Here is a 22754-nt window from a genome sequence, read left to right on the forward strand (position 1 = left end):
AGTTAAACAGAGGCATAAAGCAGTATCCAATGGAACTGATCAGAGGCATTCACAATATCAAGACACAGCATCATGGTTGTGTGTTGACTATTGGCAATTTCGATGGCGTACATAGAGGCCATCAACAAGTATTGCAGCAAGTGTCTGACCAAGCGAAGAAACTTGCGTTACCATCGGTTGTGATGACCTTTGAACCTCAGCCAATGGAGCTGTTTGCTCGAGAAAAAGCACCAGCAAGGTTGACACGCTTGCGAGACAAGTTTGTTCAGCTGAGTAAGCTCGGCATAGATCGCTTGCTTTGCGTTAACTTTAATCGTCATTTTGCCGATCTGACCGCGGAGGAATTTATCCGCGACTTGTTGGTGGTTCGATTGGGTGTTAAGTTTCTTGTCGTAGGTGATGATTTCTGTTTCGGTAAGGGCCGCACAGGAAACTTCGCTATGCTGCAAGAAGCGGGGGAAAAGTACGGTTTTAAAGTCGTCAGTACCCAAAGTTTTTGTTTGCAACAATTACGAGTCAGTAGCACGGCTATTCGAAAAGCCTTGGCTTGTGATGATTTGCATTCTGCCCAAGAGATGCTGGGAAGAGATTACAGCATCAGCGGGCGCGTTTCACACGGAAGAAAGTTAGGTCGAACCATAGGGTTCCCGACAGCAAATATTCCGTTGAAGCGCTGTGTATCTCCGGTTTCCGGAGTTTATGTTGTTCAAGCGCTTGGCTTAGGAGATAAGCCGATTGGTGGCGTCGCTAACATTGGTCAAAGGCCAACAGTAAATGGCGTTCGTCAGCAGTTAGAAGTACACTTATTCGACTTTCATGCTAATTTGTATGGCAAGCAGCTAGAAGTAAAACTTTTGCATAAACTTAGAGATGAGCAAAAGTTTGAGTCGTTTGAAGCACTTAAACAACAGATTGAATTGGATGCTGAAGCAGCAAGGGTGTGGCTGCGTCAGCTTAAGCGTTGAGCGGTTTATTCCACCGTGCAACATAATGTCTAATTTTCGCCCAATATAACGGAATTAAGAATCGATGAGTGAGTATAAAGATACCCTGAATTTACCTGAAACAGGGTTTCCAATGCGCGGCAACCTGGCCAATCGTGAGCCAGAAATGCTTGAGCGTTGGTACAAAGAAGATCTTTACGGTGAAATCCGTAAAGCTAAGAAAGGCAAAAAGTCATTCGTACTGCACGATGGCCCTCCTTATGCGAACGGTGACATTCACATTGGTCACGCACTAAACAAGATTCTTAAAGACATTATTATTAAATCCAAAACACTTTCAGGTTTTGACGCACCATACATTCCAGGCTGGGACTGTCACGGTCTACCAATCGAATTGATGGTAGAAAAGAAAGTAGGTAAGCCGGGTCAAAAAGTGACGGCAGCTGAATTCCGTGAAAAATGTCGTGAATACGCGGCAGGTCAGGTTGAAGGTCAAAAAGAGAGCTTTAAGCGTCTTGGTATCATGGGTGAGTGGGATAAACCATACCGCACGATGGACTTCGCAACAGAAGCGAACATCATTCGTGCGCTTGGTAAGATCGCAAGCAAAGGTCACCTACTGAAAGGTTTTAAACCAGTTCACTGGTGTACAGACTGTGGCTCAGCACTTGCTGAAGCGGAAGTTGAGTACAAAGATAAAGTATCGCCATCTATCGACGTTCGCTTCAAAGCGGCTGACGAAGCGGCACTACTATCTAAGTTTGAGCTAACTGAAGGTCATGAAGGTCAAGGTGACGTATCTATCGTTATCTGGACAACAACACCTTGGACACTGCCTGCAAACCGCGCAGTATGTCTACGTGATGATCTAGAGTACGTGCTTATCCAAACAGAAGGCGACAACGCTGAGCGTATCATCGTTGCTGCTGAGCTAGCGAAAGACGTAATGGACCGTGCGGGTATCGAGCACTTCCACAACCTTGGTTTTGCTAAAGGTGCGGATCTAGAGCTTTGCCAGTTCCAACACCCATTCTACGATTTCACTGTACCGGCGATCCTTGGTGATCACGTTACGACTGATTCAGGTACTGGTGTTGTTCACACTGCACCTGGCCACGGTCAAGAAGACTTCGCGGTTGGTAACAAATACAACCTAGAAGTAGCAAACCCAGTGGGTTCAAACGGCGTTTACCTACCTGATACAGAGCTATTTGCTGGTCAGCACGTATTTAAAGCGAACGATGCAGTAGTAGAAGTACTGAAAGAAAAAGGTGCACTGCTACACCATCACGCATACGAGCACAGTTACCCACACTGTTGGCGTCATAAGACTCCAATCATCTTCCGTGCAACACCTCAATGGTTCGTATCTATGGACCAAGCTGGCCTACGTGCTAAAGCACTAGAGTCAATCAAGAGCGTAGAGTGGATGCCTGAGTGGGGTCAAAGCCGTATCGAGGGTATGATCGAAGGTCGCCCTGAGTGGTGTATCTCTCGTCAACGTACTTGGGGTGTGCCAATTGCTCTGTTTGTTCATAAAGAAACAGCAGAACTTCATCCAAATACACTAGAGCTCATCGAGAAAGTGGCTCAAGTAGTAGAAGAAAAAGGCATCCAAGCATGGTGGGATATTGATTCTGTCGAATTGCTAGGTGACGAAGCAGAACAGTACGAAAAAGTACTAGATACGCTGGACGTATGGTTCGATTCAGGTGTGACTCACTTCTCTGTTGTAGATGCTCGTGAAGAGTACAACGGTAACAGTGCGGATCTATACTTAGAAGGTTCTGACCAACACCGTGGTTGGTTCCAGTCTTCTCTCATTTCATCTATTGCAATGAAAGACGAAGCACCTTACAAGCAAGTACTGACACACGGCTTCGTTGTAGACGGTCACGGTCGTAAGATGTCGAAATCTATCGGTAACGTGGTTGCGCCAAAAGACGTAACTAACAAGCTAGGTGCTGACATTCTTCGTCTATGGGTTGCTTCTACAGACTACACTGGTGAAGTTGCGGTTTCTGATGAAATCCTAAAACGCAGCGCAGATGCGTACCGTCGTATTCGTAACACTGCACGTTTCTTCCTTGCGAACCTAAGCGGCTTCAATCCTGCAACAGACATCGTTCCTGCAGAGGAAATGGTGGCACTAGATCGCTGGGCGGTAGGCCGTGCGCTAGCTGCACAAGAAGAAATTGTAAAAGCATACGGTGAATACAACATTCACGCGGTAACTCAACGTTTGATGCAATTCTGTTCAATCGAAATGGGTTCTTTCTACCTAGACGTAATTAAAGACCGTCAGTACACAGCAAAACGTGGTGGCCACGCTCAACGTAGCTGTCAAACTGCGCTTTACTACATTGTAGAAGCACTAGTGCGTTGGATGGCGCCAATTATGTCGTTTACTGCAGACGAAATTTGGAACGAAATGCCAGCGTTGCTTCCATCTGGAGAGAACCGCGACAAGTTCGTATTTACGGGTGAATGGTTCGATGGTCTATTTGGTCTTGCTGAAGGTGAAGAGCTAAACAACGAATTCTGGACTGAAATCCAAGCAGTTCGTGGTGCAGTGAACAAACTTCTAGAAGATGCTCGTAAAGAGAAAATCATTGGTGGTGCACTTCAAGCGGAAGTGACGCTATTTGCTGATGACGCACTTGCTGCGAAAATCAACAAACTAGAAGACGAACTACGCTTTGTATTGCTAACTTCTGGTGCGAAAGTGAAATCACTAAGCGAGAAGTCTGATGCGGCTCAAGCAACGGATATCGAAGGTTTGTTCGTTGAAGTGGCAGCAGCAGAAGGTGAGAAGTGTGACCGTTGTTGGCACCATACCGCTGATGTAGGCACAATCGAAGGTCACGAGAAAGTTTGTGGTCGTTGTGTGTCTAACGTTGATGGTGAAGGCGAGCAACGTAAATTCGCATAATTGCCTAGAGCGATTGAACTTTTATTAAAATTGACAGCCCCAGTATTTACTGGGGCTGTTTGTAGGTAAAGTAATGAGTGAAAAAGCACTGACGTTAAAGCAATCTGGAGTTCGCTGGTTATGGCTTGCGATTCTGATCTTTATTGCTGATATTAGTATCAAGTTGGTAGTGATGGATAACATGGGTTATGGGTGGGCAAACCGTATTGAGGTTCTGCCATTCTTTAACTTATTGTATGTTCATAATTATGGTGCAGCATTTAGCTTTCTGAGCGATCAAGCGGGCTGGCAGCGTTGGCTGTTCACAGGTATTGCTTTCGTCGTGACCGGGCTATTGACTTACTGGATGAGCAAACTGCCTGCGAAAGAAAAGTGGAATAACATTGCGTATGCCATGATCATTGGTGGCGCTGTCGGTAACGTATTTGACCGTGTTGTACATGGTTTTGTCGTTGATTATCTAGACTTTTTCTGGGGCAGTTATCACTGGCCTGCGTTTAATTTAGCGGATATGGCAATTGTTATCGGCGCGGCAATGATCATCCTTGATGGTTTCCGTAAAAAGGATGCTGAGTCATAATCTTTTTGCGATATAGCGAATAACCCTAGGCGCCGTCCGTTGATTCGGGCGGCGCTTTTTATTATGTTGGAGCCAATCAGCGTGTACTTTAAATAGAACGTTGGATAACCCGAGAACAAGGAAGCAGTAACGTGACAATAATAAAGAGTGATTCGGCAGTAACTTTGCATTTCACCATCAAGATGAAAGATGGGTCGGTTGCAGACAGCACGCATAATATGGGGAAACCAGCGAAGTTCGCGATGGGGGATGGCAGCCTAAGTGAAAACTTTGAGCAGTGTTTGTTAGGTTTGAAATCTGGTGAGCAAAAGGCAATTGAGCTAAAAGCGGAAGACGCATTTGGCATGCCTAACCCTGATCATATTCATCATATGGAACGCACCAAATTTGTTGGTGATGCAGAAGTGGAAGTCGGTACGATCATGGCGTTTAGTGGCCCAGATGGTATGGAAATTCCAGGGATCATTACTGAAATTGCCGGAGATTCAGTAACGGTGGACTTTAACCATCCACTCGCGGGGCAAGACGTGACTTTCGAAGTCGAAATTTTGTCAGTAGAATAGCGAACCAAATAAAAGATAACTTCCATGAGCAATGAAATGAAAATCCTGTTAGCTAACCCACGTGGTTTTTGTGCTGGTGTTGACCGTGCGATTAGCATCGTAGAACGTGCGCTAGAGATGTATCAGCCACCAATCTATGTTCGTCATGAAGTCGTGCACAATCGTTTTGTCGTCGAGGGCTTAAAACAGCGTGGGGCAATCTTTGTTGAAGAGTTAAGCGAAGTGCCAGACAACAACATTGTGATTTTCTCTGCTCATGGTGTGTCACAAGCCGTTCGGCAAGAAGCGAAGTCTCGTGATCTAACGGTGTTTGATGCGACCTGTCCGTTGGTAACCAAAGTTCATATGGAAGTCGCGCGGGCGAGCCGTCGTAATATGGAAGTGGTGCTGATTGGTCATGCTGGTCACCCAGAAGTGGAAGGCACTATGGGCCAGTACTCCAGCGAGACGGGGGGCATGTACCTTGTGGAAACGCCAGCCGATGTCGAGAAGCTCAAATCGATCGTGAAAGATCCATCGGATCTGCACTATGTAAGCCAAACGACCTTGTCTGTTGATGAAACGGCGGATGTGATTGAAGAGCTACGCCGTGTATTCCCAGACATTCAAGGCCCGCGTAAAGACGACATCTGCTATGCAACGCAAAATCGTCAAGATGCCGTGCGTGAGCTTTCTAGTGATGTGGATGTCATGATTGTTGTGGGCTCTAAGAATTCCTCAAACTCAACACGCTTAAAAGAGTTGGCTGAAAAGCTAGGTACGCCAGGCTACCTAACGGATTGCCCTGAAGACATTAAGCCAGAATGGTTTGAAAGCAAATCTAAGGTGGGAGTGACCGCTGGCGCATCGGCACCTGAAGAGCTGGTAAATCAGATCCTTGAGCGCATCAAAGAGTTGGTCGGTGCTCGCTCAGTGGATGAAGTTCTTGGCCGCGAAGAGAACATGTTCTTCGAAGTACCAAAAGAGCTACAAATCAAACAAGTTGACTAATACAGCTTAATTAAATAGAAGAGAGGCGACCATGGTGTCGCCTTTTTTGTTCGGTTGGCTCTTGGTGTTGATGAGAGCGACAGTATTGATGATCGCACAGCATTCATGAGCGAATAGTAATGATTATCGTGCGGCATTAATGGCTAATACCAAGCATTTCTTTAAGCACTTTGAGGTAACGACGGCTTACTGGGATCTCAAAGCCTGTTTTGGTAATGATTTCTGCCAGTCCATTTTCTAGTAGCTTAATCTCACTGATGGCCTTGATACTCACTAAGTACTGGCGATGACAGCGTACTAGCGGAGTTTTCTCTTCTATGGTTTTGAGTGTGAGTTGTGTACTGGCCGTTTGGCTTAAAGAGCGTACATGTACTCCACTAATGTCACTGTAGGCACACTCGACCGTTTCGGTAGCCATGATCACAATGCGGTTATGTCCAATGCAAGGGATTTGATCTAAGCTATTAGGCGCAATACTGGAGAGTTGTTGAGCCAGTGACGATTGGTTGAAAGCTTTGTGGAGGCGTGCCACCGTCTTATTGAGGCGACATGGATCGACAGGCTTAAGCAGGTAATCAAAGGCATTGTCTTCAAAAGCCTGAATGGCGTATTGATCATAGGCAGTGACGAATACCACGTACGGCATGGTGTCAGGATCAAGCATACCTAAAAGTTCAATACCAGTAACCTGTGGCATTTGGATGTCGAGAAATACTACGTCCGGCTTTAGTTCATTGATTTTCTTCAGTCCGACAATGGCGTTAGCGGCATCGCCAATGACCTCAATTTGACCAGTTTCATTTAATAATTCTGCCAGCTCTTCACGAGCAAATTGTTCATCATCAATGATGAGGGCGGTTAACATCCAGGGCTACCTTAGGGTTCAATTTATTGTACGCGGCTTAAAGACGGAATGATAAAGCTCATTCTGGTAAATTGGTCCTGCTGATGCGTAATTTTTAGCGCTGAATCACGCCCAAATTGATTTGCTAACCGTTTATCGACAATTTCCATCCCCAAACCAGAATGATTCTCTTGCGGTGCTTTATAACTGCCTGCGTTGTCTTCTACGGTAATGAGGTAACCTTTTGGGTGAGGGCGGCTATAGATTTGCACTTTCCCCCCCTCGAGCATGTTGGAGATACCATGTTTTATCGCGTTCTCTACCAGAGGTTGCAACGTAAAGCTGGGTAACTTGATATCAAGTAATTCTGGATCAATATTAATATCTACATCTAAGCGGTCGGTAAAGCGGGCTTTTTCTATGCTCAAATAAGCGTTGACATGCGCAAGTTCCTCTTTGAGCGTGACGGTATTGATATTTTGTTTCAAGTTACTGCGAAAGAAGTGCGATAAGCTCTGAATCAACTCTCTCGCTTTATCGGGATCGCGGCGTGTAATCGCACTGATTGTGTTGAGCGCATTGAACAGAAAGTGCGGATTCACCTGAGCGTGCAGCAGTTTGATTTCTGCTTGAGCTAACAATGCTTGCTGTTGCTGGTAATCCCCATATAGGATTTGGCTCGATAATAACTGAGCGATCCCCTCTGCCATGGACATATTTGCGGTTGAGAAAAGTTTTCGTTTTGGCTCGTAAAGCTTAATCGTGCCCACCACCTCTTTGCCTGCGCGTAATGGGATGATCAACGCTGAACCCAATTTACAGTCTTTTGCGAGAGAGCATTGATATGGATGTTCGCTGCCATCGAGATAAATGATGTCATTTTTTTCCATTGAATCTAACGTACTTTGCGAGGAGATCGGCGTATTTGGCCTATGATGGTCATCCCCAATACCAACGAATGCGAGTATCTTTTTTTGATCGGTGATCGCAACAGCACCAACCTTGGTTTCTTCATAAATAATACGAGCGATTTTATCGGCGTTTTCACTATTAAATCCGGTACTTAAAATACCAACTGAGCGATCAGCAATACTCAGAGCTCGTCGAGAAAATGTGGCGGAGTACTTTTCAAAGATGGTTTTACGATCTTGTAGGATACTCATAAACAAAGCAGCACCTACCGAGTTGGCGATGATCATTGGTGCTGCAATGGCTGAAACGAGTTCATAAGCTTGGCTGAATGGTTTTGCTACTGCGAGCAATAATGCCATTTGTACGATTTCGGCGATAAAGGTAATGCTGAATACCACGCTAGGGTTAAACAGCATCGCTCCTTTGTTGCGCTTGATTAAGTAGACATGTAATAAGCCGCCAATTAACCCCTCTGCGGTTGTAGAGATCGCGCAGGCTAGGTCCGTAAATCCACCCAAGGTATAGCGATGAATCCCGCCAGTTAAACCAACGGCAAAGCCGACAACCGGTCCTCCAAACAACCCGCCCATCACCGCGCCAATGGCTCGTGTATTAGCGATTGCATCGTTGATTTGTAAGCCAAAGTAGGTGCCTAAGATACAAAATCCAGAAAAGAGTACGTAGCAAATAAGCCGATGACTAAGACGAGAAGAGATGCTCAGTAGTGGCAAGATGATCGGCGTTTTACTCAGCATATAAGCCAGCACTAAGTAAACACACATTTGCTGTAATAGGGAGATGACCAGTTCCATAATGAACCTAACCTAAAAATGATGCGGTTATTGTAACGTAGAAGAAAAACAAAAAGAGCCTGCGATGTGCAGGCTCTTGGTTTCTTCCAGTCATAATAATGAATGGGTTAGCGAGCAACGATATGCGTTATGCAGTTTCTGAGGCTGCCTGTGGTTTGTCTTCATCGGCAAGATCAGTTTCCCCTTTGCCTTTAGAAGTCTTGATTACATAGCCTGTTACTGCAAGTGAGAACAAGATACCAGCGATAGTTGAAACTTGAATTGGCAGACCAAAACCTAGCGTACTGTTGTTGAGGATAAACGTCACACATACTGTTGTCATAAATACCGCAGGTACTGTTGTAATCCAGTGTAGTTTGTTATGACGTAGTAGGTAAGCTGAAGCAGTCCAAAGCATCATGACGGCTGTAGTTTGGTTGGCAAAACCGAAGTAACGCCAGATAATTCCGAAATCAACTTGTGTGAGAATGCCACCAATAACGAACAGAGGTACTGCCATAAGTAGACGGTTACGCAGTGTTTTTTGTTCCATGTTGAAGTATTCAGCTAGGATCAAACGGCTAGAGCGGAACGCGGTATCACCCGATGTGATTGGTAAGATAACCACACCAAGGAAAGCCAACACGCCGCCAAACGTACCAAGAAGTCCAAATGATGCGCTGTATACCACGTTACCAGGACCACCATTTTTCACCGCTTCAGATAACGCGTCTAGTGAACCGAAGAAAGACAGAGCGATAGCACACCAGATTAGGGCAATAACACCCTCACCAATCATTGCTCCATAGAAAACGAAACGGCCATTTTTCTCGTTTTCCATACAACGCGCCATCAAAGGAGATTGAGTCGCGTGGAAGCCAGAGATCGCACCACATGCAATAGTGATAAACAGTGCAGGCCATAGAGGCATATCGTTCGGGTTCAAGTTAGTGAACATGTCACTCACTTGGAAATCACTCATTACCGTATGCTCACCAGAGAAAGCAACTGCCGTCATTAGGCCGACAGACATAAAGATCAGTAGCGCACCAAATAGAGGGTAGAAACGGCCAATGATTTTATCGACAGGAACGATAGTCGCCAGAATGTAGTAACCAAAAATCAGTACAACCATCGTCGTCATACTAACGGTTAGGCTGGTTTGTTCGTTGATTAGGTTCGTGATCATGCCTGCAGGAGCAGAAACAAAAACCACACCAACTAGAAGCAGTAGGACAATGGCAAAGATGTTCATAAAGTGTTTTGCGCCATTACCTAAGTAGCGACCCGTAATTGTTGGTACAGAAGCACCACCATTACGAATAGAAAGCATGCCCGAGAAATAATCGTGGACGGCACCTGCAAAGATACAGCCAACTACAATCCAAAGCATTGCCGCAGGACCGTATAGCGCACCCATGATTGGGCCGAAGATTGGGCCGACACCAGCAATGTTAAGTAGTTGAACAAGATAAACTTTTTTAGTTGGCATGCGAACGTAGTCAACACCATCCGCTTTAGTATGCGCAGGTGTCTTACGATTCTCGTTGATGCCAAAAACTTTCTCAACGAAAGCGCCGTAGATGAAGTATCCGCCGATGAGGGCAGCGACACAGGTTAAAAACCACATCATAACAATAGTCCTTGGGTTATGGTTTGAAAGAGTAATTTTAAAATCTCAAGGTGCATGGTATTCGCCTCTGTTGTTCTGTGCATTTGCTTAGTGGGTGAGTGGTCGAATAGAGAAACGAGTGGTCGCTATGGTGATTAAGTGGTTTTAACGTTTGCTTGAGTGGAGAGGTGCCCTGTATGAGTGGCGGTATTCGATATTTAGTGGTTGTGGCTGATGCTCAACGGTTGTTTCAATGAGATAAGCGGTAAAGATAATAGAATAGTGGTAAGCTTGTTTTTAAAACAATCAGTTAAGGAATAACAATGAAAAAAGCAGCGTTAGGGTTGGCGTTAGTTTTACTTGCTGGGTGTGCGGCAACAACGGAAGAATTAGCGCAGTCTGGTGATTGGTATCAAGTCGGTTACCAAGATGGCGTTGCCGGCCACACGTCACGTTCAGTGAAAGAACTACGTGCATTGGGGGATGTTAAACAAGGCGATTATGATCAAGGTTACCTTGAGGGTGTCGCGGAATATTGTAATCCCGATTTTGCTTATCAAATGGGCCTCTCCGGTCAGTATTACGAGGGAGTATGTGAAGGTACGCCCCAAGCGCAAAAGTTCCGTATGGAATGGCAGCGTGGTTGGAACGAGTACAATAATTAGTGCTGTTTCATAATCAAGACAACGTTAGGCTTTGTTAATCTTCTGACATTTGAATTTTATTGATTTGATGTACTAATGGCATGAGATTGAATCACAAGTGAAATGAAAACATGAAGAAAGTCTTATTGGTCGGATTGGCATTGCTCCCTTTAACCGTTGGTGCGACGAATGTGCTGAAAGAGTCGATAAAAATGAAGCGGAATTACGACCACAACAAGCATCGTATTACCAATTCAATTAATCACACGAAGCGCAATATCAAGGAGATCACCGATGGCACTTATGTGGAAAATCAGGTGAAGCGTGAAGTGAACCAAACTACGCGTAAGTACACCAATAAAGTCGACAATGTTAAGAACATGACCAATCCCGAACACATCAAACGCAAAGCGAATGACAAGCTCAATCAAGAGTTTGATGAGTGGTTGTATGAAGATTAATTATTGATATTAAATGAAAAAGGAGACCTTGTTGTCTCCTTTTAGTTTTGAATGGCTTAGGTTATCCCAAGTTGAGGTTAGATAAATTCGACTCAGTTATTTGGGCTGGTGGCTTTCTACCGCTTTACGTAGAAAACCGTCTTGATGATGTAGATGTGTCCGAGCGGAATCGATATCAAGATCGGTCAGGATCATTAAGATCGCTAACTTCACTTCGTAATCAGTCTGTTTAAGTACTTCAGTTGCTTGCTCTTTGCTGCAATCGGTCGCTTGCATCACAATACGCGCTGCTCGTGCAACGAGCTTGTTGTTGGTTGCTTTTACATCCACCATGAGGTTTTGATAGCTCTTACCTAAACGGATCATACTTGCTGTGGTCAGCATGTTCAGAACCAGTTTTTGCGCAGTGCCTGATTTCAAACGTGTTGAGCCCGTCAATGCTTCAGGCCCGACTACTGGGCAAATTGCGATGTTAGCAATGTCTGCAATTGGAGAGTCTGGATTACAAGATAGCGCTACCGTTGTCGCGCCAATCTCATTGGCGTACTCCAAACCGCCAATTACATAAGGTGTGCGACCACTGGCGGCAATGCCGACCACGACGTCGCGATTGGTGAAATCGATGTCTTTCAAATCTTGCTCGCCTAACGTCGGAGAGTCTTCCGCGCCCTCTTTCGCTTTGAGGATGGCCTCTGGTCCGCCAGCGATTAGACCAATCACCATTTTGTCAGACACGCCAAACGTTGGCGGGCATTCCGATGCATCGAGCACGCCTAAGCGGCCACTGGTACCAGCCCCCATATACACCAAACGACCTCCAGCTTTAAATGCGTCGGTAATGTTGTCCACCGCGAGGGCAATTTCTGGCAGCACTTTTTCCACCGCGAGCGGAACGAGTTTATCTTGTTGGTTAAGACGTTGAACAATGTCTAAAGATGGCAGCAAGTCGATGTCCATTGTATCTGGGTTACGCCCCTCTGAAACAAGGTGAGCAAGAGCAGCAATAAGTGCGTCATTTGTCATAGTGGTTTAAGCCTTTTGAATACTGATTTCGATTATTTTTGTCGCTGTATCTGGAACAACGTATTTAGTTTTTAGGATAAAGCACACCGAGAGAAGCAAGACGGCTTGCCCCAGTCACTTCCGGTAAATTGCTCGGCAATCCGTTGATGTGTCGCTGAGCAAGCCAAGCAAACGCCATGGCTTCCATATAGTCGCTATCCACACCTTTGTCGTTCGTTGTTGCGACTTGCCACTGAGGTAGGAGTTCTATCAAACGTTGCATGAGTAGTGGGTTTCTCGCACCACCACCACACACTAATAGCTGAGGCGTTTGACCATGAGTGAACTTTTCAACCTCGTTTGCAATAGTCACCGCCGAGTACTCACAAAGTGTGCGTTGTACATCTTGCGCAGAGGCATTGTGAAGTGCTATCTGTTTATTCAACCAATCGGTATTGAACAGCTCTCGTCCAGTGCTCTTTGGTGCTGACATGGTAAGGTAAGGTTCTGCTAAGAATTGAGCCAGTAAAGCTGCATCAATATTGCCTTGCAGAGCAAATAGCGCGTCTTTGTCGAAGCTTTGTCCAGTGTGTCGTTCACACCATGCGTCCATCAACATATTACCTGGACCAGTATCGTAGCCAATCACTGCTTGTTCAGGATGAAGTACCGAGATATTGGCAATACCACCGATGTTAAGTACCACGATGGTGGAGTCTTGCATCGCAAAAATGCTTTTATGGAAAGCCGGGACGAGTGGTGCGCCTTGACCGCCCAATGCCATGTCTTTACGACGAAAATCTGCCACGGTATCAATGCCAGTCTTAACCGCAATGATGTTGGCATCGCCCAGTTGGGTGGTGAAGGGAAGATCACCAGTTGGCTGGTGGAACACGGTTTGACCATGATTGCCAATGGCTCGGATTTGCTCAGCGGAATAGCCAGATTTATCTAATAGTTGTAAGACCGCATTAGCAAACAGGTGTCCAAGTTGGTGGTCGAGTTCACCAATGGTTTTGAGATTCGTGTCTTGCCCAGTACAAACCGATAATAGCGTCTGCTTAATATGAGCGGGCATTGGGTAATCATCGTGTGCGATCAAGCGAACATGGTTATTTTCAATTTCAACCAGTGCGGTATCTACGCCATCCATGCTGGTTCCAGACATCACGCCAATGTACAGATTGTTAAGATTCACAGCCGATTCCGTCAATTCTTCGATTCACTTATTGTAAAGCAATTCTGAAGCGAATAACCTCTTCGAATACGAGATATTCAGCCGATTTTGAGGAGAAACAATGGGACCGTTATGGGTTGATGTTGCAGGCTACGAACTGACTGCAGAAGACAGAGAAATTTTGGAACATCCAACGGTTGGTGGTTTGATTTTATTTACACGTAACTACCACGACAGCAAGCAGCTTCAAGCTCTTACCCAGTCTATCCGTAAAGCGGCGAAACGTCCGATTTTGATTGGTGTTGACCAAGAGGGCGGGCGCGTTCAGCGTTTCCGTGAAGGCTTCTCTCTCATTCCAGCGGCAGACGAATATGCCAAGCACCAAAATAGTGAGGAACTGGCACGTATGGGTGGTTGGTTGATGGCAGCAGAGCTGATTGCTCATGACATTGACCTAAGTTTCGCGCCTGTGCTGGATAAAGGTCATCAGTGTAAAGCGATCGGCAGTCGAGCTTTTGGTGAGGATCTGGATACCATTTTACGTCACAGCACCGCGTATATGCAGGGCATGAAGAGTGTCGGTATGGCGACTACGGGCAAACATTTCCCGGGTCATGGTGGTGTAATTGCTGATTCACACTTAGAGACACCATACGACGAGCGTAGCGATATCTTTGAGCAAGACATGGCTATCTTCAAAGCGCAAATTGAAGCTGGCATCTTGGATGCGATGATGCCTGCTCATGTCATTTTTCCAAACTATGATGACCAACCAGCGAGTGGATCTGAATATTGGCTTAAACAAATCCTGCGCCAGAAACTGGGTTTTAAAGGTTTGATCTTCTCTGATGATTTGACCATGGAGGGAGCTGCAATTATGGGTGGCCCTGCCGAACGTGGCGCACAAGCATTAAACGCTGGCTGCGATATGCTGTTGGTTTGTAATAAGCGCGATGCGCAAGTTGAGGTGCTTGATAATCTACCAATCACTTCTGTTCCCCTAGCTGATGCCTTGTTGAAGAAACAGAGCTTTTCTCTAAGCGAGCTAAAACTTTCGCAAGAGTGGAAAGATGCCTCTGAAGCTATGAAGCGATTGATTGGCTAGCCATCTCACCCCTGAATAATGGTTTGTTTAGGGTGAGACGTAAACTTTCTAAAACATCCATTTAAAGCCGAAGTGCTCTGCATTTCGGCTTTTCTTTGTGTGTAAATTTAAATTTACAGTAAATGTTTTTTATTGTGTACGGTTGTAATTCTTTTATGGCCTGTTATCTTGTTGATAAAGCTTAGTTGTCTCACCAAGGGATTGGTTGGTCGTAAACATAAATATACAGGTCAAAGTTATGCAAAGAAGTGAATTGAGCAACATCAACATCAGCGAAGAACAAGTTCTGATCACACCAGAGGAGCTAAAAGTGAAGCTTCCTCTTAGTGAAAAAGCGCGTCGTTTTATTCAAGAGTCTCGTCAAACCATCGCTGACATCATTCACAAAAAAGATCATCGTCTACTCATTGTATGTGGACCATGTTCTATCCATGACGTCGAGGCAGCGAAGGATTACGCTAAGCGTCTAAAAGCGCTTTCAGAACAACTAAGCGATCAACTGTATATTGTAATGCGTGTTTACTTTGAGAAACCTCGAACCACGGTTGGTTGGAAAGGCCTGATCAATGACCCACACCTAGATGGCAGCTTCGACATTGAACACGGCCTGCATGTTGGTCGTGAACTGCTGGTTGAATTGGCAGAGATGGAAATCCCGCTGGCAACAGAAGCGCTTGATCCAATCAGCCCGCAATACCTTGCGGATACCTTTAGCTGGGCTGCGATCGGTGCTCGTACGACTGAGTCACAAACACACCGTGAGATGGCAAGTGGTCTTTCTATGCCTATCGGCTTTAAGAATGGTACGGACGGCAGTTTGGCAACCGCTGTCAATGCGATGCAAGCGGCTTCTTCTAGCCACCGTTTCATGGGTATTAACCGTGAAGGCCAAGTCGCGCTTCTGACTACGCAAGGTAACCCGAATGGTCACGTGATTCTGCGTGGCGGCAAGCAAACTAACTACGATTCAGTATCGGTCAACGAGTGTGAGCAAGAGATGGCGAAGTCTGGTCTTGATGCTTCACTGATGGTGGATTGTAGCCATGCAAACTCACGTAAAGATTACCGTCGTCAGCCATTGGTCGCAGAAGACGTGATTCACCAAATCCGTGAAGGCAATAAGTCGATTATTGGCTTGATGATTGAGAGCCATATCAATGAAGGTAATCAATCTTCTGACCTAGCTCTTGAAGAGATGAAATACGGCGTATCGATCACTGACGCCTGTATCAATTGGGATTCAACTGAGGCACTATTACGTCATGCACACGAAGAGCTGGTGCCTTTCTTAGAGAATCGTCTAAAAGGCTAATAATACGGGATTTAAGGAACATCAATGGCAGTTGAACTTAACGCATTACGCGATCAGATTGATGCAGTCGACAAGCAAATGTTAGAGCTATTAGCTCAGCGTTTAGCACTAGTAGAGAAAGTGGGTGAAGTAAAAAGCGAACACGGTTTGCCAATTTATGCCCCAGATCGTGAAGCGGCAATGCTAGCATCACGACGAGCTGAAGCTGAAAAAATGGGGATTCCTCCACAGCTGATTGAAGACATTCTTCGTCGAACTATGCGTGAGTCTTATGCCAGTGAGAAAGATTCCGGTTTTAAGTGTTTGAACCCAGAACTGCGCTCAGTGGTCATTATTGGTGGTAATGGTCAATTAGGTGGCCTGTTTGGTCGAATGTTCAAACTATCTGGTTACCAAGTTAAAGTGCTGGGCAGCAAAGACTGGGATCATGCCGATGACATCCTAAAAGATGCGGGGCTAGTGGTGGTTACAGTGCCGATTCACCTAACAGAAGGTGTGATTGAAAAGCTAGGTAACCTGCCAAAAGACTGCATTCTCTGTGACCTGACGTCTATCAAGTCCAAGCCTTTGCAAGCAATGTTGAATGTACACCAAGGCCCGGTTGTTGGTTTGCACCCAATGTTTGGCCCAGATGTGCCGAGCCTAGCTAAGCAGGTGATTGTCTACTGTGACGGTCGTGGTAGCGAGCAATACCAATGGCTACTGCAACAGTTTGGAATTTGGGGCGCAAGTTTGTGCCAAATCGATGCGCAAGAGCACGATCATGGTATGACTTTGATTCAGGCGCTGCGTCACTTTACGTCCTTTGCTTACGGCATGCACCTAAGCAAAGAGAATCCGAACATTGAACAGCTGTTGAAACTGAGCTCGCCAATTTACCGCTTGGAGTTAGCGATGGTAGGGCGTCTGTTCGGTCAGGATCCAAATCTTTACGGTGATATCATTCTTTCATCGCAAGAGAACATCGACATGATTAAGCGTTTCCACCAACGCTTTGGTGAAGCTTTGTCTGTTTTAGACAGTAAAGACAAGGCTGAGTTTGTCGAAAGCTTCGAACAAGTGAGTGACTGGTTTGGTGATTACTCGCAGCAATTCATGAACGAAAGTCAGAACTTGCTCAAACAGGCAAATGACAATATCCATCGTGGATAAGAACAGATTTTGAATGTAAAAAGAGCAGCTTATTCGCTGCTCTTTTTTATGTGTGAGGTTAAGTAAAAAGAACCAAAGAGCGGACTCAGTTGGTCGCGGTTTCGGTCTTCTCTTCGCTGGATACTGTGCTGATGCTGGTATCACGGTAAGGTGAATTGGTTAGGTTGATTTGCAGACGAACGACATTATCAATCAACTGCACCAATGGACCCCATTTCACTTTCTTTTCTTTTTCGAACACGTAGTTAAAGTTTTCTGGTGTCCAATCCATCAAATATTGAGGGTTTAGAGCTCGTCCTAAAAAACGTACTTCATAGTGAAGGTGTGGACCCGTTGAATTTCCAGAGTTACCACATTGTGCGATCACATCCCCTTTACTAACAAACTGCCCACTCTTAACCTTGAACTTGCTCAGATGTGCATAAGAGCTTGAAAATCCGAATGAATGACGCAGAGTTAAATAGTTACCATAACCTTTGTTGCTAGGACGAACGGTCTCGATTACGCCATCCGCAGGAGCAAGGATCTGTTCACCACGTTTACAGGTGAGGTCAATACCAGTATGGACATGGCGCTTCCCTGATATTGGATTGACACGACTGCCATACGAAGATGAAATTCGTTGGTAAGTCATCGGGCTATCGTTTGGAATTAATCGGAACATGGTCGCACGAACTGCTGAATCTATCGCTGCGGCATCAATGCGTTCTTCCAATGCGAGGCTATGTTCTTCACTGGCTAATTCTTCATCAGCTAAACCTAGAACGGATTCCACATCAAAAACTCGCTTCCCAAGTAATTGAATTTGATTGTTCTTGTCAGTGAGAGATTGAGAAAGCGTGTGGTTGGTATCCAATTGCTCCTCATACAGCGCAGTGATTTGTGCTTTTTCGCTTTCAAGTTTTGCTATTGCTTGATTGAGTGTTTCTGCATTTTGAACTTGCTGTTGGTTCATATGCCAAGCCCCACCAATAACGGCAGGTAATGCAATGAAAGAGACACAAATTGTAAGGGTCGAAAGGCGACCCAATTTAAATTGCTTACGCCCGTCGGTGGTTGGGGTTTGCGTGGTATTTTGTTTAGACATGATTATTGTTACTAGGCATTCAATTTTTTATTGTTTCCCCTAAATCTGAAAGATGCTCTAACTCTCGATTCAGGAGCTCGTTATTGCCTATATTCAATTCTATAAATCGTTTTAATTGGCTAATACTATTGATGTCTATGTTGATAATCTTTAATCGAACTTCATGACTATTTATTGAAACGATACTAGCAATCAGTTGAATTACTTGTTCAGATTGAATAAATGAGAAACGAATACCTACCGGATGAGACGTATCAAGTTCAGTTACCTTTGTCACTTTTAGCAGTAAGCCGTGCAATGAAAGGTCTTGAATCGTCGCCTCTAGAGCTAAGTCATTTTGCTCTATGAGAGCAGGAACTTGATAGATAATGCGTGAAAAGCGTCGTTTCTCTGTCATAGAGCTTTCTCGTAAGTCATCAAAGAAGCTGAAGACTATATCAAATAGAATAAAAATTGTTCAATTATTGTTCTGAAAATGTCGAGGAAGCACAAGGTAACGTTCGCGAAAGGTCAAATTTAATATTGAAAAAATATCAATCTGAGTCATTTATGCAACATATACAACAAAGGTCGCTATGATAGCGACCTTTGTACGAATTACAAGCAAGTAAAAGAGTAATTCTGGTAGGATAATTCCTACCTAGTATATTACTTCGATACGCGCTTGTATTTGATGCGGTGTGGTTCAGCGGCTTCAGGACCAAGGGTCTTCTTCAGCCATTCCATGTACTCGTTGTAGTTACCTTCGTAAAAGTTAACTTGACCTTCATCGCGGTAGTCGATGATGTGCGTAGCGATGCGGTCTAGGAACCAGCGGTCATGCGAGATAACCATTGCACAGCCAGGGAACTCTAGTAGTGCTTCTTCTAGTGCACGCAGTGTTTCAACGTCAAGGTCGTTGGTTGGCTCATCGAGTAGCAGTACGTTACCGCCAGCTTTAAGCAGTTTAGCAAGGTGCACACGGTTACGCTCACCACCAGATAGCTCACCGATGATCTTCTGTTGATCTGAGCCCTTAAAGTTGAAGCGTGAACAGTAAGCACGAGCTGGGATTTCGAAGTTGTTGATCTTGATGATGTCAGCGCCTTCAGAAATCTCTTGGAATACGGTGTTTTTGTCGTTCATTGAGTCACGGAACTGCTCAACAGACGCCAGTTTCACTGTTTCACCCAGTTCAATCGTACCTGAATCTGGTTGCTCAGTGCCACTTAGCATCTTGAATAGCGTAGACTTACCCGCACCGTTGGCACCGATGATACCCACGATCGCACCTTTAGGCATGTTGAATGATAGGTCATCAATAAGAACGCGGCCGTCGAATGACTTAGTTAGGTTCTTCACTTCGATAACTTTATCACCTAAACGCTCACCTGGCGGGATGAACAGCTCGTTGGTTTCGTTACGTTTCTGGTGCTCAGTATTTTGCAGCTCTTCAAAGCGTGCCATACGAGCTTTAGATTTTGCTTGGCGACCTTTAGGGTTTTGACGAACCCACTCAAGTTCTTTCTCGATAGTTTTCTGACGAGCTTTTTCTTGAGACGCTTCTTGTTGTAGACGCGCATCTTTTTGCTCTAGCCATGAGGTGTAGTTACCTTCCCATGGAATACCCTCACCACGGTCAAGTTCTAGGATCCAACCTGCTGCGTTATCTAGGAAGTAACGGTCGTGGGTAATCGCAACGACAGTACCAGTGTAGTCCACCAAGAAGCGCTCTAGCCATGCAACAGATTCCGCATCCAAGTGGTTGGTTGGTTCGTCGAGTAGTAGCATATCTGGCTTTTCTAGAAGAAGACGACAGATTGCTACACGGCGACGTTCACCACCTGAAAGGTTCGCGATTTTTTGATCCCATTCAGGAAGACGAAGAGCATCAGCCGCGCGCTCTAGCGCGTTGTCTAGATTGTGACCATCTTTTACTTGGATCAGCGCTTCTAGCTCGCCTTGCTCTTTTGCAAGAGCATCGAAGTCAGCGTCAGGCTCAGCGTATGCCGCATATACCGCATCTAAACGCTTAAGTGCGCCAGCAACATCCGCAACGGCTTCTTCAACCACTTCACGAACCGTTTTAGACTCATCGAGAACCGGTTCTTGTGGAAGGTAACCGACGTTAAGACCTGGTTGTGGGCGTGCTTCACCATCGATATCAGTGTCGATACCCGCCATGATTCGTAGCAGCGTTGATTTACCTGCGCCGTTCAGACCTAGAACACCGATTTTTGCTCCAGGGAAAAAGCTTAGAGAGATGTCTTTAAGAATTTGACGCTTAGGTGGCACGATTTTGCTCACCCGCGACATGGTATATACGTATTCAGCCATTGCCGATCGTTCCTAAATTAACTGTCAATCAAAGCCACCATTTTATACCAACTCCCTGAGTTTTGTTACCGCATTGCAAGAAATTCCTACCGAGTGTGATTTCTTATTCATTGCTGACCGGAAACTCACAACGTTAGGGTATACACTTTTCTTGTTCGCCTTTAAATCAAAGCCAATCGTTCATTTTGATGATTGAATTGATGGGAATCTATTTGAGTTTAAGGGCTCTAAAGTTTTACGAGTACAACATTTATTACATCAAGTCGCTTTACAATCAGAGGCAGATACGATGTAAATAGATGCATATAAGGAATTATCTATCTGGCTTACACCGCCTTTTTAGTAAAGCCTGTAATAGAGATATAAAATAACGTCTGAGGAAAATGACGCACATGAAATTCAACGTCCCTGAATTGGCTAAGAAAGTATGTTATGCAGCCGCTTTGTGTGCGGTTAGCGTGACAACGAATGCTTCGCCAAGTTTGGAAAAACAACGCCAAGTGTATGAGCAAGCACAAAGCCTATTAGATAAGAATGATATCGATGGTTATTTATCCATTCGATCTCAAATCGCCAATTACCCACTGACGCCTTATGTGGACTATCGGGTATTTCTGAGGCAACTCTCGAGTAAATCACCACAACAAGTTGATGAATTTATCAGTGAGCATGACGCGTTTCCATTCTCTCGCCGGATCCGCGCTCCTTACTTAAATAATCTCTATCGTCAAAAAGACTGGGAAACCATTACAGAGTTCCAGAAAGTGGAACCAAGTGGTGAGCGTTATCAATGTATCTTTTATGTGGCTCAGCTAGAACAAGGGAAACAAGTTGCGGCCTTTAAAGGGGCTGAGCACATGTGGTTACGTGGCAAGAGCATTGCTGACGAATGTGACCCGTTGTTTTCCGCGTGGGACAAAGCGGGTGAACGCACTGACGAATTGATTCTTCAACGAATGTTGCTGGCGTTTGATGCGCGTAACGGCGGTTTGATGAGTTATCTGCAGAAATTACCCGAATCGGCTAAAGCGAAACAGCAGGCCAAGGCAATGAAAGCGCTGTTCGATAAGCCAGAAACGGTCGCTGCATTTGCCAAGAAGCAACCAGCGAATGAATTCAACCGTGCTCAGAGTGAATACGCGTTAGAAAAATTAGCGCGTAAGGATACCAAAAGGGCGCAAGAAGCTTACGCTGATGTTGTGAAAGGTCAGAAGTTTTCCCCTGAGAAAGCACAAGCACTGGCCGATTACATCGCAATTCGTTTGATTCGTACCGAGTCTGATTCATTGGCGAAATGGCGTGATGACAAAATCAAAACGAGCCAACATTTACCATTAGTTGAAAGCCGTATTCGTCTGTCGATTCAAAATGGGGATTGGCGTGGTGTACAGAAGTGGATCGAAGTGCTCGATGATAAACATCAAGCATCATTGAAATGGCAATATTGGCAAGGACGAAGCGAGATAGCTTTGGGGGATGAGGTTACGGGTAAACAACGCCTCGCTAAATTGGTTGGTGAGCGGAATTTTTACAGCGTGGCTGCGGCAAATGCAATTGGTCAATCCATAAAATACCCATCCAGTACTCTTAAGTTAGATAAGAACGTTATCCAACCCTATCAACGGTCGTTAGTACGTATTGAGGAGTTGATAGAGACGGACAAAATTGCCGCAGCTAAAAGTGAATGGGCACATTTATTAAGACGCGTGTCAAAAGAAGAAAAAGCCATGTTGGCCGCTTATGCTTCTTCAAAACGTTGGCACAACTTGACGGTAACGGCGAGTATTCAAGCCAAAATGTGGGACAATATTCCACTGCGATTCCCAATAGCGCACCGTTGGTGGTTTAACTTCTATGCGGAGAAACATGATATTGATCCAATCACGATGATGTCGTTGGCAAGACAAGAAAGTGCGTTGGATTCAGAAGCGCGTTCACCCGTAGGGGCGAGAGGTCTTATGCAAATCATGCCTGCAACGGCGAAATATACTGCGCGTAAATACAAGCTGAAATATCAAGGTACCGAAGAGCTCTACAATGTGGGTAAGAACATAGAAATCGGAAGTCACTATCTGCAAGGTTTGATGGAAGATTACGATAATAATCGTATTTTTGCGCTTGCCGCTTATAATGCAGGACCAAACAGAGTAAAAACATGGCGAGAGCGAACGCAAGGAAAAGTGGATGCTTATTCCTTTATTGAGGCCATTCCATTTAAAGAGACGCGGGGTTATGTACAAAACATTTTGATGTTTGAAACCTACTACCGTGATCTTTTGGGCGTCGATGGTTCGTTTCTGACCCAACAAGAGGTCAATACCAAGTATTGA

Annotated in this window: 19 protein-coding genes; 11 read left to right on the plus strand and 8 right to left on the minus strand. The window is 45.2% G+C overall.

The annotated features are described in order from the left end of the window. The first annotated feature begins 29 nt into the window (after positions 1 to 29). The 5 genes from ribF to ispH all read left to right on the plus strand — a co-directional run bounded on the left by ribF (position 30) and on the right by ispH (position 6009). Positions 30 to 965, plus strand: coding sequence for a bifunctional riboflavin kinase/FAD synthetase (ribF, locus tag VA249_RS02425; RefSeq protein ID WP_221068702.1), 936 nt, complete (start codon positions 30 to 32; stop codon positions 963 to 965). Between the two features lie 64 nt (positions 966 to 1029). Further along, on the plus strand, positions 1030 to 3876 hold the full coding sequence (gene ileS / locus VA249_RS02430; RefSeq protein WP_221068704.1) for an isoleucine--tRNA ligase: 2847 nt from the start codon (positions 1030 to 1032) through the stop codon (positions 3874 to 3876). A gap of 73 nt (positions 3877 to 3949) precedes the next feature. Beyond that, positions 3950 to 4456 (plus strand): signal peptidase II, encoded by a 507-nt coding sequence (gene lspA / locus VA249_RS02435; protein ID WP_128811606.1) that lies wholly within the window; start codon positions 3950 to 3952, stop codon positions 4454 to 4456. 131 nt (positions 4457 to 4587) lie between these two features. Continuing rightward, positions 4588 to 5019: an FKBP-type peptidyl-prolyl cis-trans isomerase gene (fkpB, locus tag VA249_RS02440; protein WP_128811605.1), complete on the plus strand. Its 432-nt coding sequence runs from the start codon at positions 4588 to 4590 to the stop codon at positions 5017 to 5019. A 24-nt stretch (positions 5020 to 5043) separates the two neighbouring features. Then, entirely contained in the window at positions 5044 to 6009 is a 966-nt protein-coding gene (gene ispH, locus VA249_RS02445; RefSeq protein ID WP_221068714.1) for a 4-hydroxy-3-methylbut-2-enyl diphosphate reductase, read from the plus strand. Positions 6010 to 6145: 136 nt separating this feature from the next. On the opposite strand, the gene btsR is transcribed toward ispH, so the two are convergent. The 3 genes from btsR to VA249_RS02460 all read right to left on the minus strand — a co-directional run bounded on the left by btsR (position 6146) and on the right by VA249_RS02460 (position 10189). Further along, positions 6146 to 6874: a two-component system response regulator BtsR gene (gene btsR, locus VA249_RS02450; protein ID WP_221068715.1), complete on the minus strand. Its 729-nt coding sequence runs from the start codon at positions 6872 to 6874 to the stop codon at positions 6146 to 6148. Positions 6875 to 6897: 23 nt separating this feature from the next. Then, on the minus strand, positions 6898 to 8577 hold the full coding sequence (locus VA249_RS02455) for a sensor histidine kinase (protein ID WP_221068716.1): 1680 nt from the start codon (positions 8575 to 8577) through the stop codon (positions 6898 to 6900). 127 nt (positions 8578 to 8704) lie between these two features. Further along, the gene (locus tag VA249_RS02460) at positions 8705 to 10189 is read right to left on the minus strand and encodes a carbon starvation CstA family protein (RefSeq protein WP_128811601.1); all 1485 of its coding nucleotides are present in this window, start codon (positions 10187 to 10189) and stop codon (positions 8705 to 8707) included. Between the two features lie 302 nt (positions 10190 to 10491). Here VA249_RS02460 and VA249_RS02465 point away from each other — a divergent pair, with 302 nt between their 5' ends. Both VA249_RS02465 and VA249_RS02470 read left to right on the plus strand, forming a co-directional pair. Further along, positions 10492 to 10833: a DUF2799 domain-containing protein gene (locus tag VA249_RS02465; RefSeq protein WP_128811600.1), complete on the plus strand. Its 342-nt coding sequence runs from the start codon at positions 10492 to 10494 to the stop codon at positions 10831 to 10833. A gap of 110 nt (positions 10834 to 10943) precedes the next feature. Next, entirely contained in the window at positions 10944 to 11273 is a 330-nt protein-coding gene (locus VA249_RS02470) for a hypothetical protein (protein WP_221068717.1), read from the plus strand. Positions 11274 to 11369: 96 nt separating this feature from the next. Here the strand turns inward: VA249_RS02470 and murQ are convergent, their stop codons facing one another. Continuing rightward, the gene (gene murQ, locus VA249_RS02475) at positions 11370 to 12296 is read right to left on the minus strand and encodes an N-acetylmuramic acid 6-phosphate etherase (protein ID WP_221068719.1); all 927 of its coding nucleotides are present in this window, start codon (positions 12294 to 12296) and stop codon (positions 11370 to 11372) included. 64 nt (positions 12297 to 12360) lie between these two features. Continuing rightward, on the minus strand, positions 12361 to 13473 hold the full coding sequence (locus tag VA249_RS02480; RefSeq protein WP_221068722.1) for an anhydro-N-acetylmuramic acid kinase: 1113 nt from the start codon (positions 13471 to 13473) through the stop codon (positions 12361 to 12363). 100 nt (positions 13474 to 13573) lie between these two features. On the opposite strand from VA249_RS02480, the gene nagZ reads away from it, so the two are divergent. The 3 genes from nagZ (at position 13574) to tyrA (ending at position 17021) form a co-directional block, all read left to right on the plus strand. Continuing rightward, positions 13574 to 14557 (plus strand): beta-N-acetylhexosaminidase, encoded by a 984-nt coding sequence (nagZ, locus tag VA249_RS02485; protein WP_221068724.1) that lies wholly within the window; start codon positions 13574 to 13576, stop codon positions 14555 to 14557. 238 nt (positions 14558 to 14795) lie between these two features. Beyond that, complete coding sequence (locus tag VA249_RS02490; protein ID WP_211920056.1) at positions 14796 to 15869, plus strand: 3-deoxy-7-phosphoheptulonate synthase; 1074 nt, start codon at positions 14796 to 14798, stop codon at positions 15867 to 15869. A gap of 24 nt (positions 15870 to 15893) precedes the next feature. Beyond that, complete coding sequence (gene tyrA / locus VA249_RS02495; protein WP_051118154.1) at positions 15894 to 17021, plus strand: bifunctional chorismate mutase/prephenate dehydrogenase; 1128 nt, start codon at positions 15894 to 15896, stop codon at positions 17019 to 17021. Between the two features lie 85 nt (positions 17022 to 17106). Here the strand turns inward: tyrA and VA249_RS02500 are convergent, their stop codons facing one another. The 3 genes from VA249_RS02500 to ettA all read right to left on the minus strand — a co-directional run bounded on the left by VA249_RS02500 (position 17107) and on the right by ettA (position 20424). Further along, a complete protein-coding gene (locus VA249_RS02500) occupies positions 17107 to 18108 on the minus strand; it encodes a M23 family metallopeptidase (protein ID WP_221068726.1) in 1002 nt (333 codons plus the stop codon). Positions 18109 to 18127: 19 nt separating this feature from the next. Then, positions 18128 to 18505 (minus strand): PilZ domain-containing protein, encoded by a 378-nt coding sequence (locus VA249_RS02505; RefSeq protein ID WP_211920054.1) that lies wholly within the window; start codon positions 18503 to 18505, stop codon positions 18128 to 18130. Between the two features lie 251 nt (positions 18506 to 18756). Further along, positions 18757 to 20424, minus strand: coding sequence for an energy-dependent translational throttle protein EttA (ettA, locus tag VA249_RS02510; protein WP_211920053.1), 1668 nt, complete (start codon positions 20422 to 20424; stop codon positions 18757 to 18759). Positions 20425 to 20807: 383 nt separating this feature from the next. On the opposite strand from ettA, the gene sltY reads away from it, so the two are divergent. Continuing rightward, a complete protein-coding gene (gene sltY, locus VA249_RS02515) occupies positions 20808 to 22754 on the plus strand; it encodes a murein transglycosylase (RefSeq protein WP_221068728.1) in 1947 nt (648 codons plus the stop codon).

Source organism: Vibrio alfacsensis (assembly GCF_019670485.1).
Taxonomy (GTDB): Bacteria; Pseudomonadota; Gammaproteobacteria; order Enterobacterales; family Vibrionaceae; genus Vibrio; species Vibrio alfacsensis.

What these genes read in the sequence shown, in the direction of transcription:
- ribF (WP_221068702.1), top strand. Translation starts at nt 30, where the DNA reads ATGGAACTGATCAGAGGCATTCACAATATCAAGACACAGCATCATGGT.
- ileS (WP_221068704.1), top strand. Translation starts at nt 1,030, where the DNA reads ATGAGTGAGTATAAAGATACCCTGAATTTACCTGAAACAGGGTTTCCA.
- lspA (WP_128811606.1), top strand. Translation starts at nt 3,950, where the DNA reads ATGAGTGAAAAAGCACTGACGTTAAAGCAATCTGGAGTTCGCTGGTTA.
- ispH (WP_221068714.1), top strand. Translation starts at nt 5,044, where the DNA reads ATGAGCAATGAAATGAAAATCCTGTTAGCTAACCCACGTGGTTTTTGT.
- btsR (WP_221068715.1), bottom strand. Translation starts at nt 6,874, where the DNA reads ATGTTAACCGCCCTCATCATTGATGATGAACAATTTGCTCGTGAAGAG.
- VA249_RS02455 (WP_221068716.1), bottom strand. Translation starts at nt 8,577, where the DNA reads ATGGAACTGGTCATCTCCCTATTACAGCAAATGTGTGTTTACTTAGTG.
- VA249_RS02460 (WP_128811601.1), bottom strand. Translation starts at nt 10,189, where the DNA reads ATGATGTGGTTTTTAACCTGTGTCGCTGCCCTCATCGGCGGATACTTC.
- VA249_RS02465 (WP_128811600.1), top strand. Translation starts at nt 10,492, where the DNA reads ATGAAAAAAGCAGCGTTAGGGTTGGCGTTAGTTTTACTTGCTGGGTGT.
- VA249_RS02470 (WP_221068717.1), top strand. Translation starts at nt 10,944, where the DNA reads ATGAAGAAAGTCTTATTGGTCGGATTGGCATTGCTCCCTTTAACCGTT.
- murQ (WP_221068719.1), bottom strand. Translation starts at nt 12,296, where the DNA reads ATGACAAATGACGCACTTATTGCTGCTCTTGCTCACCTTGTTTCAGAG.
- nagZ (WP_221068724.1), top strand. Translation starts at nt 13,574, where the DNA reads ATGGGACCGTTATGGGTTGATGTTGCAGGCTACGAACTGACTGCAGAA.
- VA249_RS02490 (WP_211920056.1), top strand. Translation starts at nt 14,796, where the DNA reads ATGCAAAGAAGTGAATTGAGCAACATCAACATCAGCGAAGAACAAGTT.
- tyrA (WP_051118154.1), top strand. Translation starts at nt 15,894, where the DNA reads ATGGCAGTTGAACTTAACGCATTACGCGATCAGATTGATGCAGTCGAC.
- VA249_RS02500 (WP_221068726.1), bottom strand. Translation starts at nt 18,108, where the DNA reads ATGTCTAAACAAAATACCACGCAAACCCCAACCACCGACGGGCGTAAG.
- VA249_RS02505 (WP_211920054.1), bottom strand. Translation starts at nt 18,505, where the DNA reads ATGACAGAGAAACGACGCTTTTCACGCATTATCTATCAAGTTCCTGCT.
- ettA (WP_211920053.1), bottom strand. Translation starts at nt 20,424, where the DNA reads ATGGCTGAATACGTATATACCATGTCGCGGGTGAGCAAAATCGTGCCA.
- sltY (WP_221068728.1), top strand. Translation starts at nt 20,808, where the DNA reads ATGACGCACATGAAATTCAACGTCCCTGAATTGGCTAAGAAAGTATGT.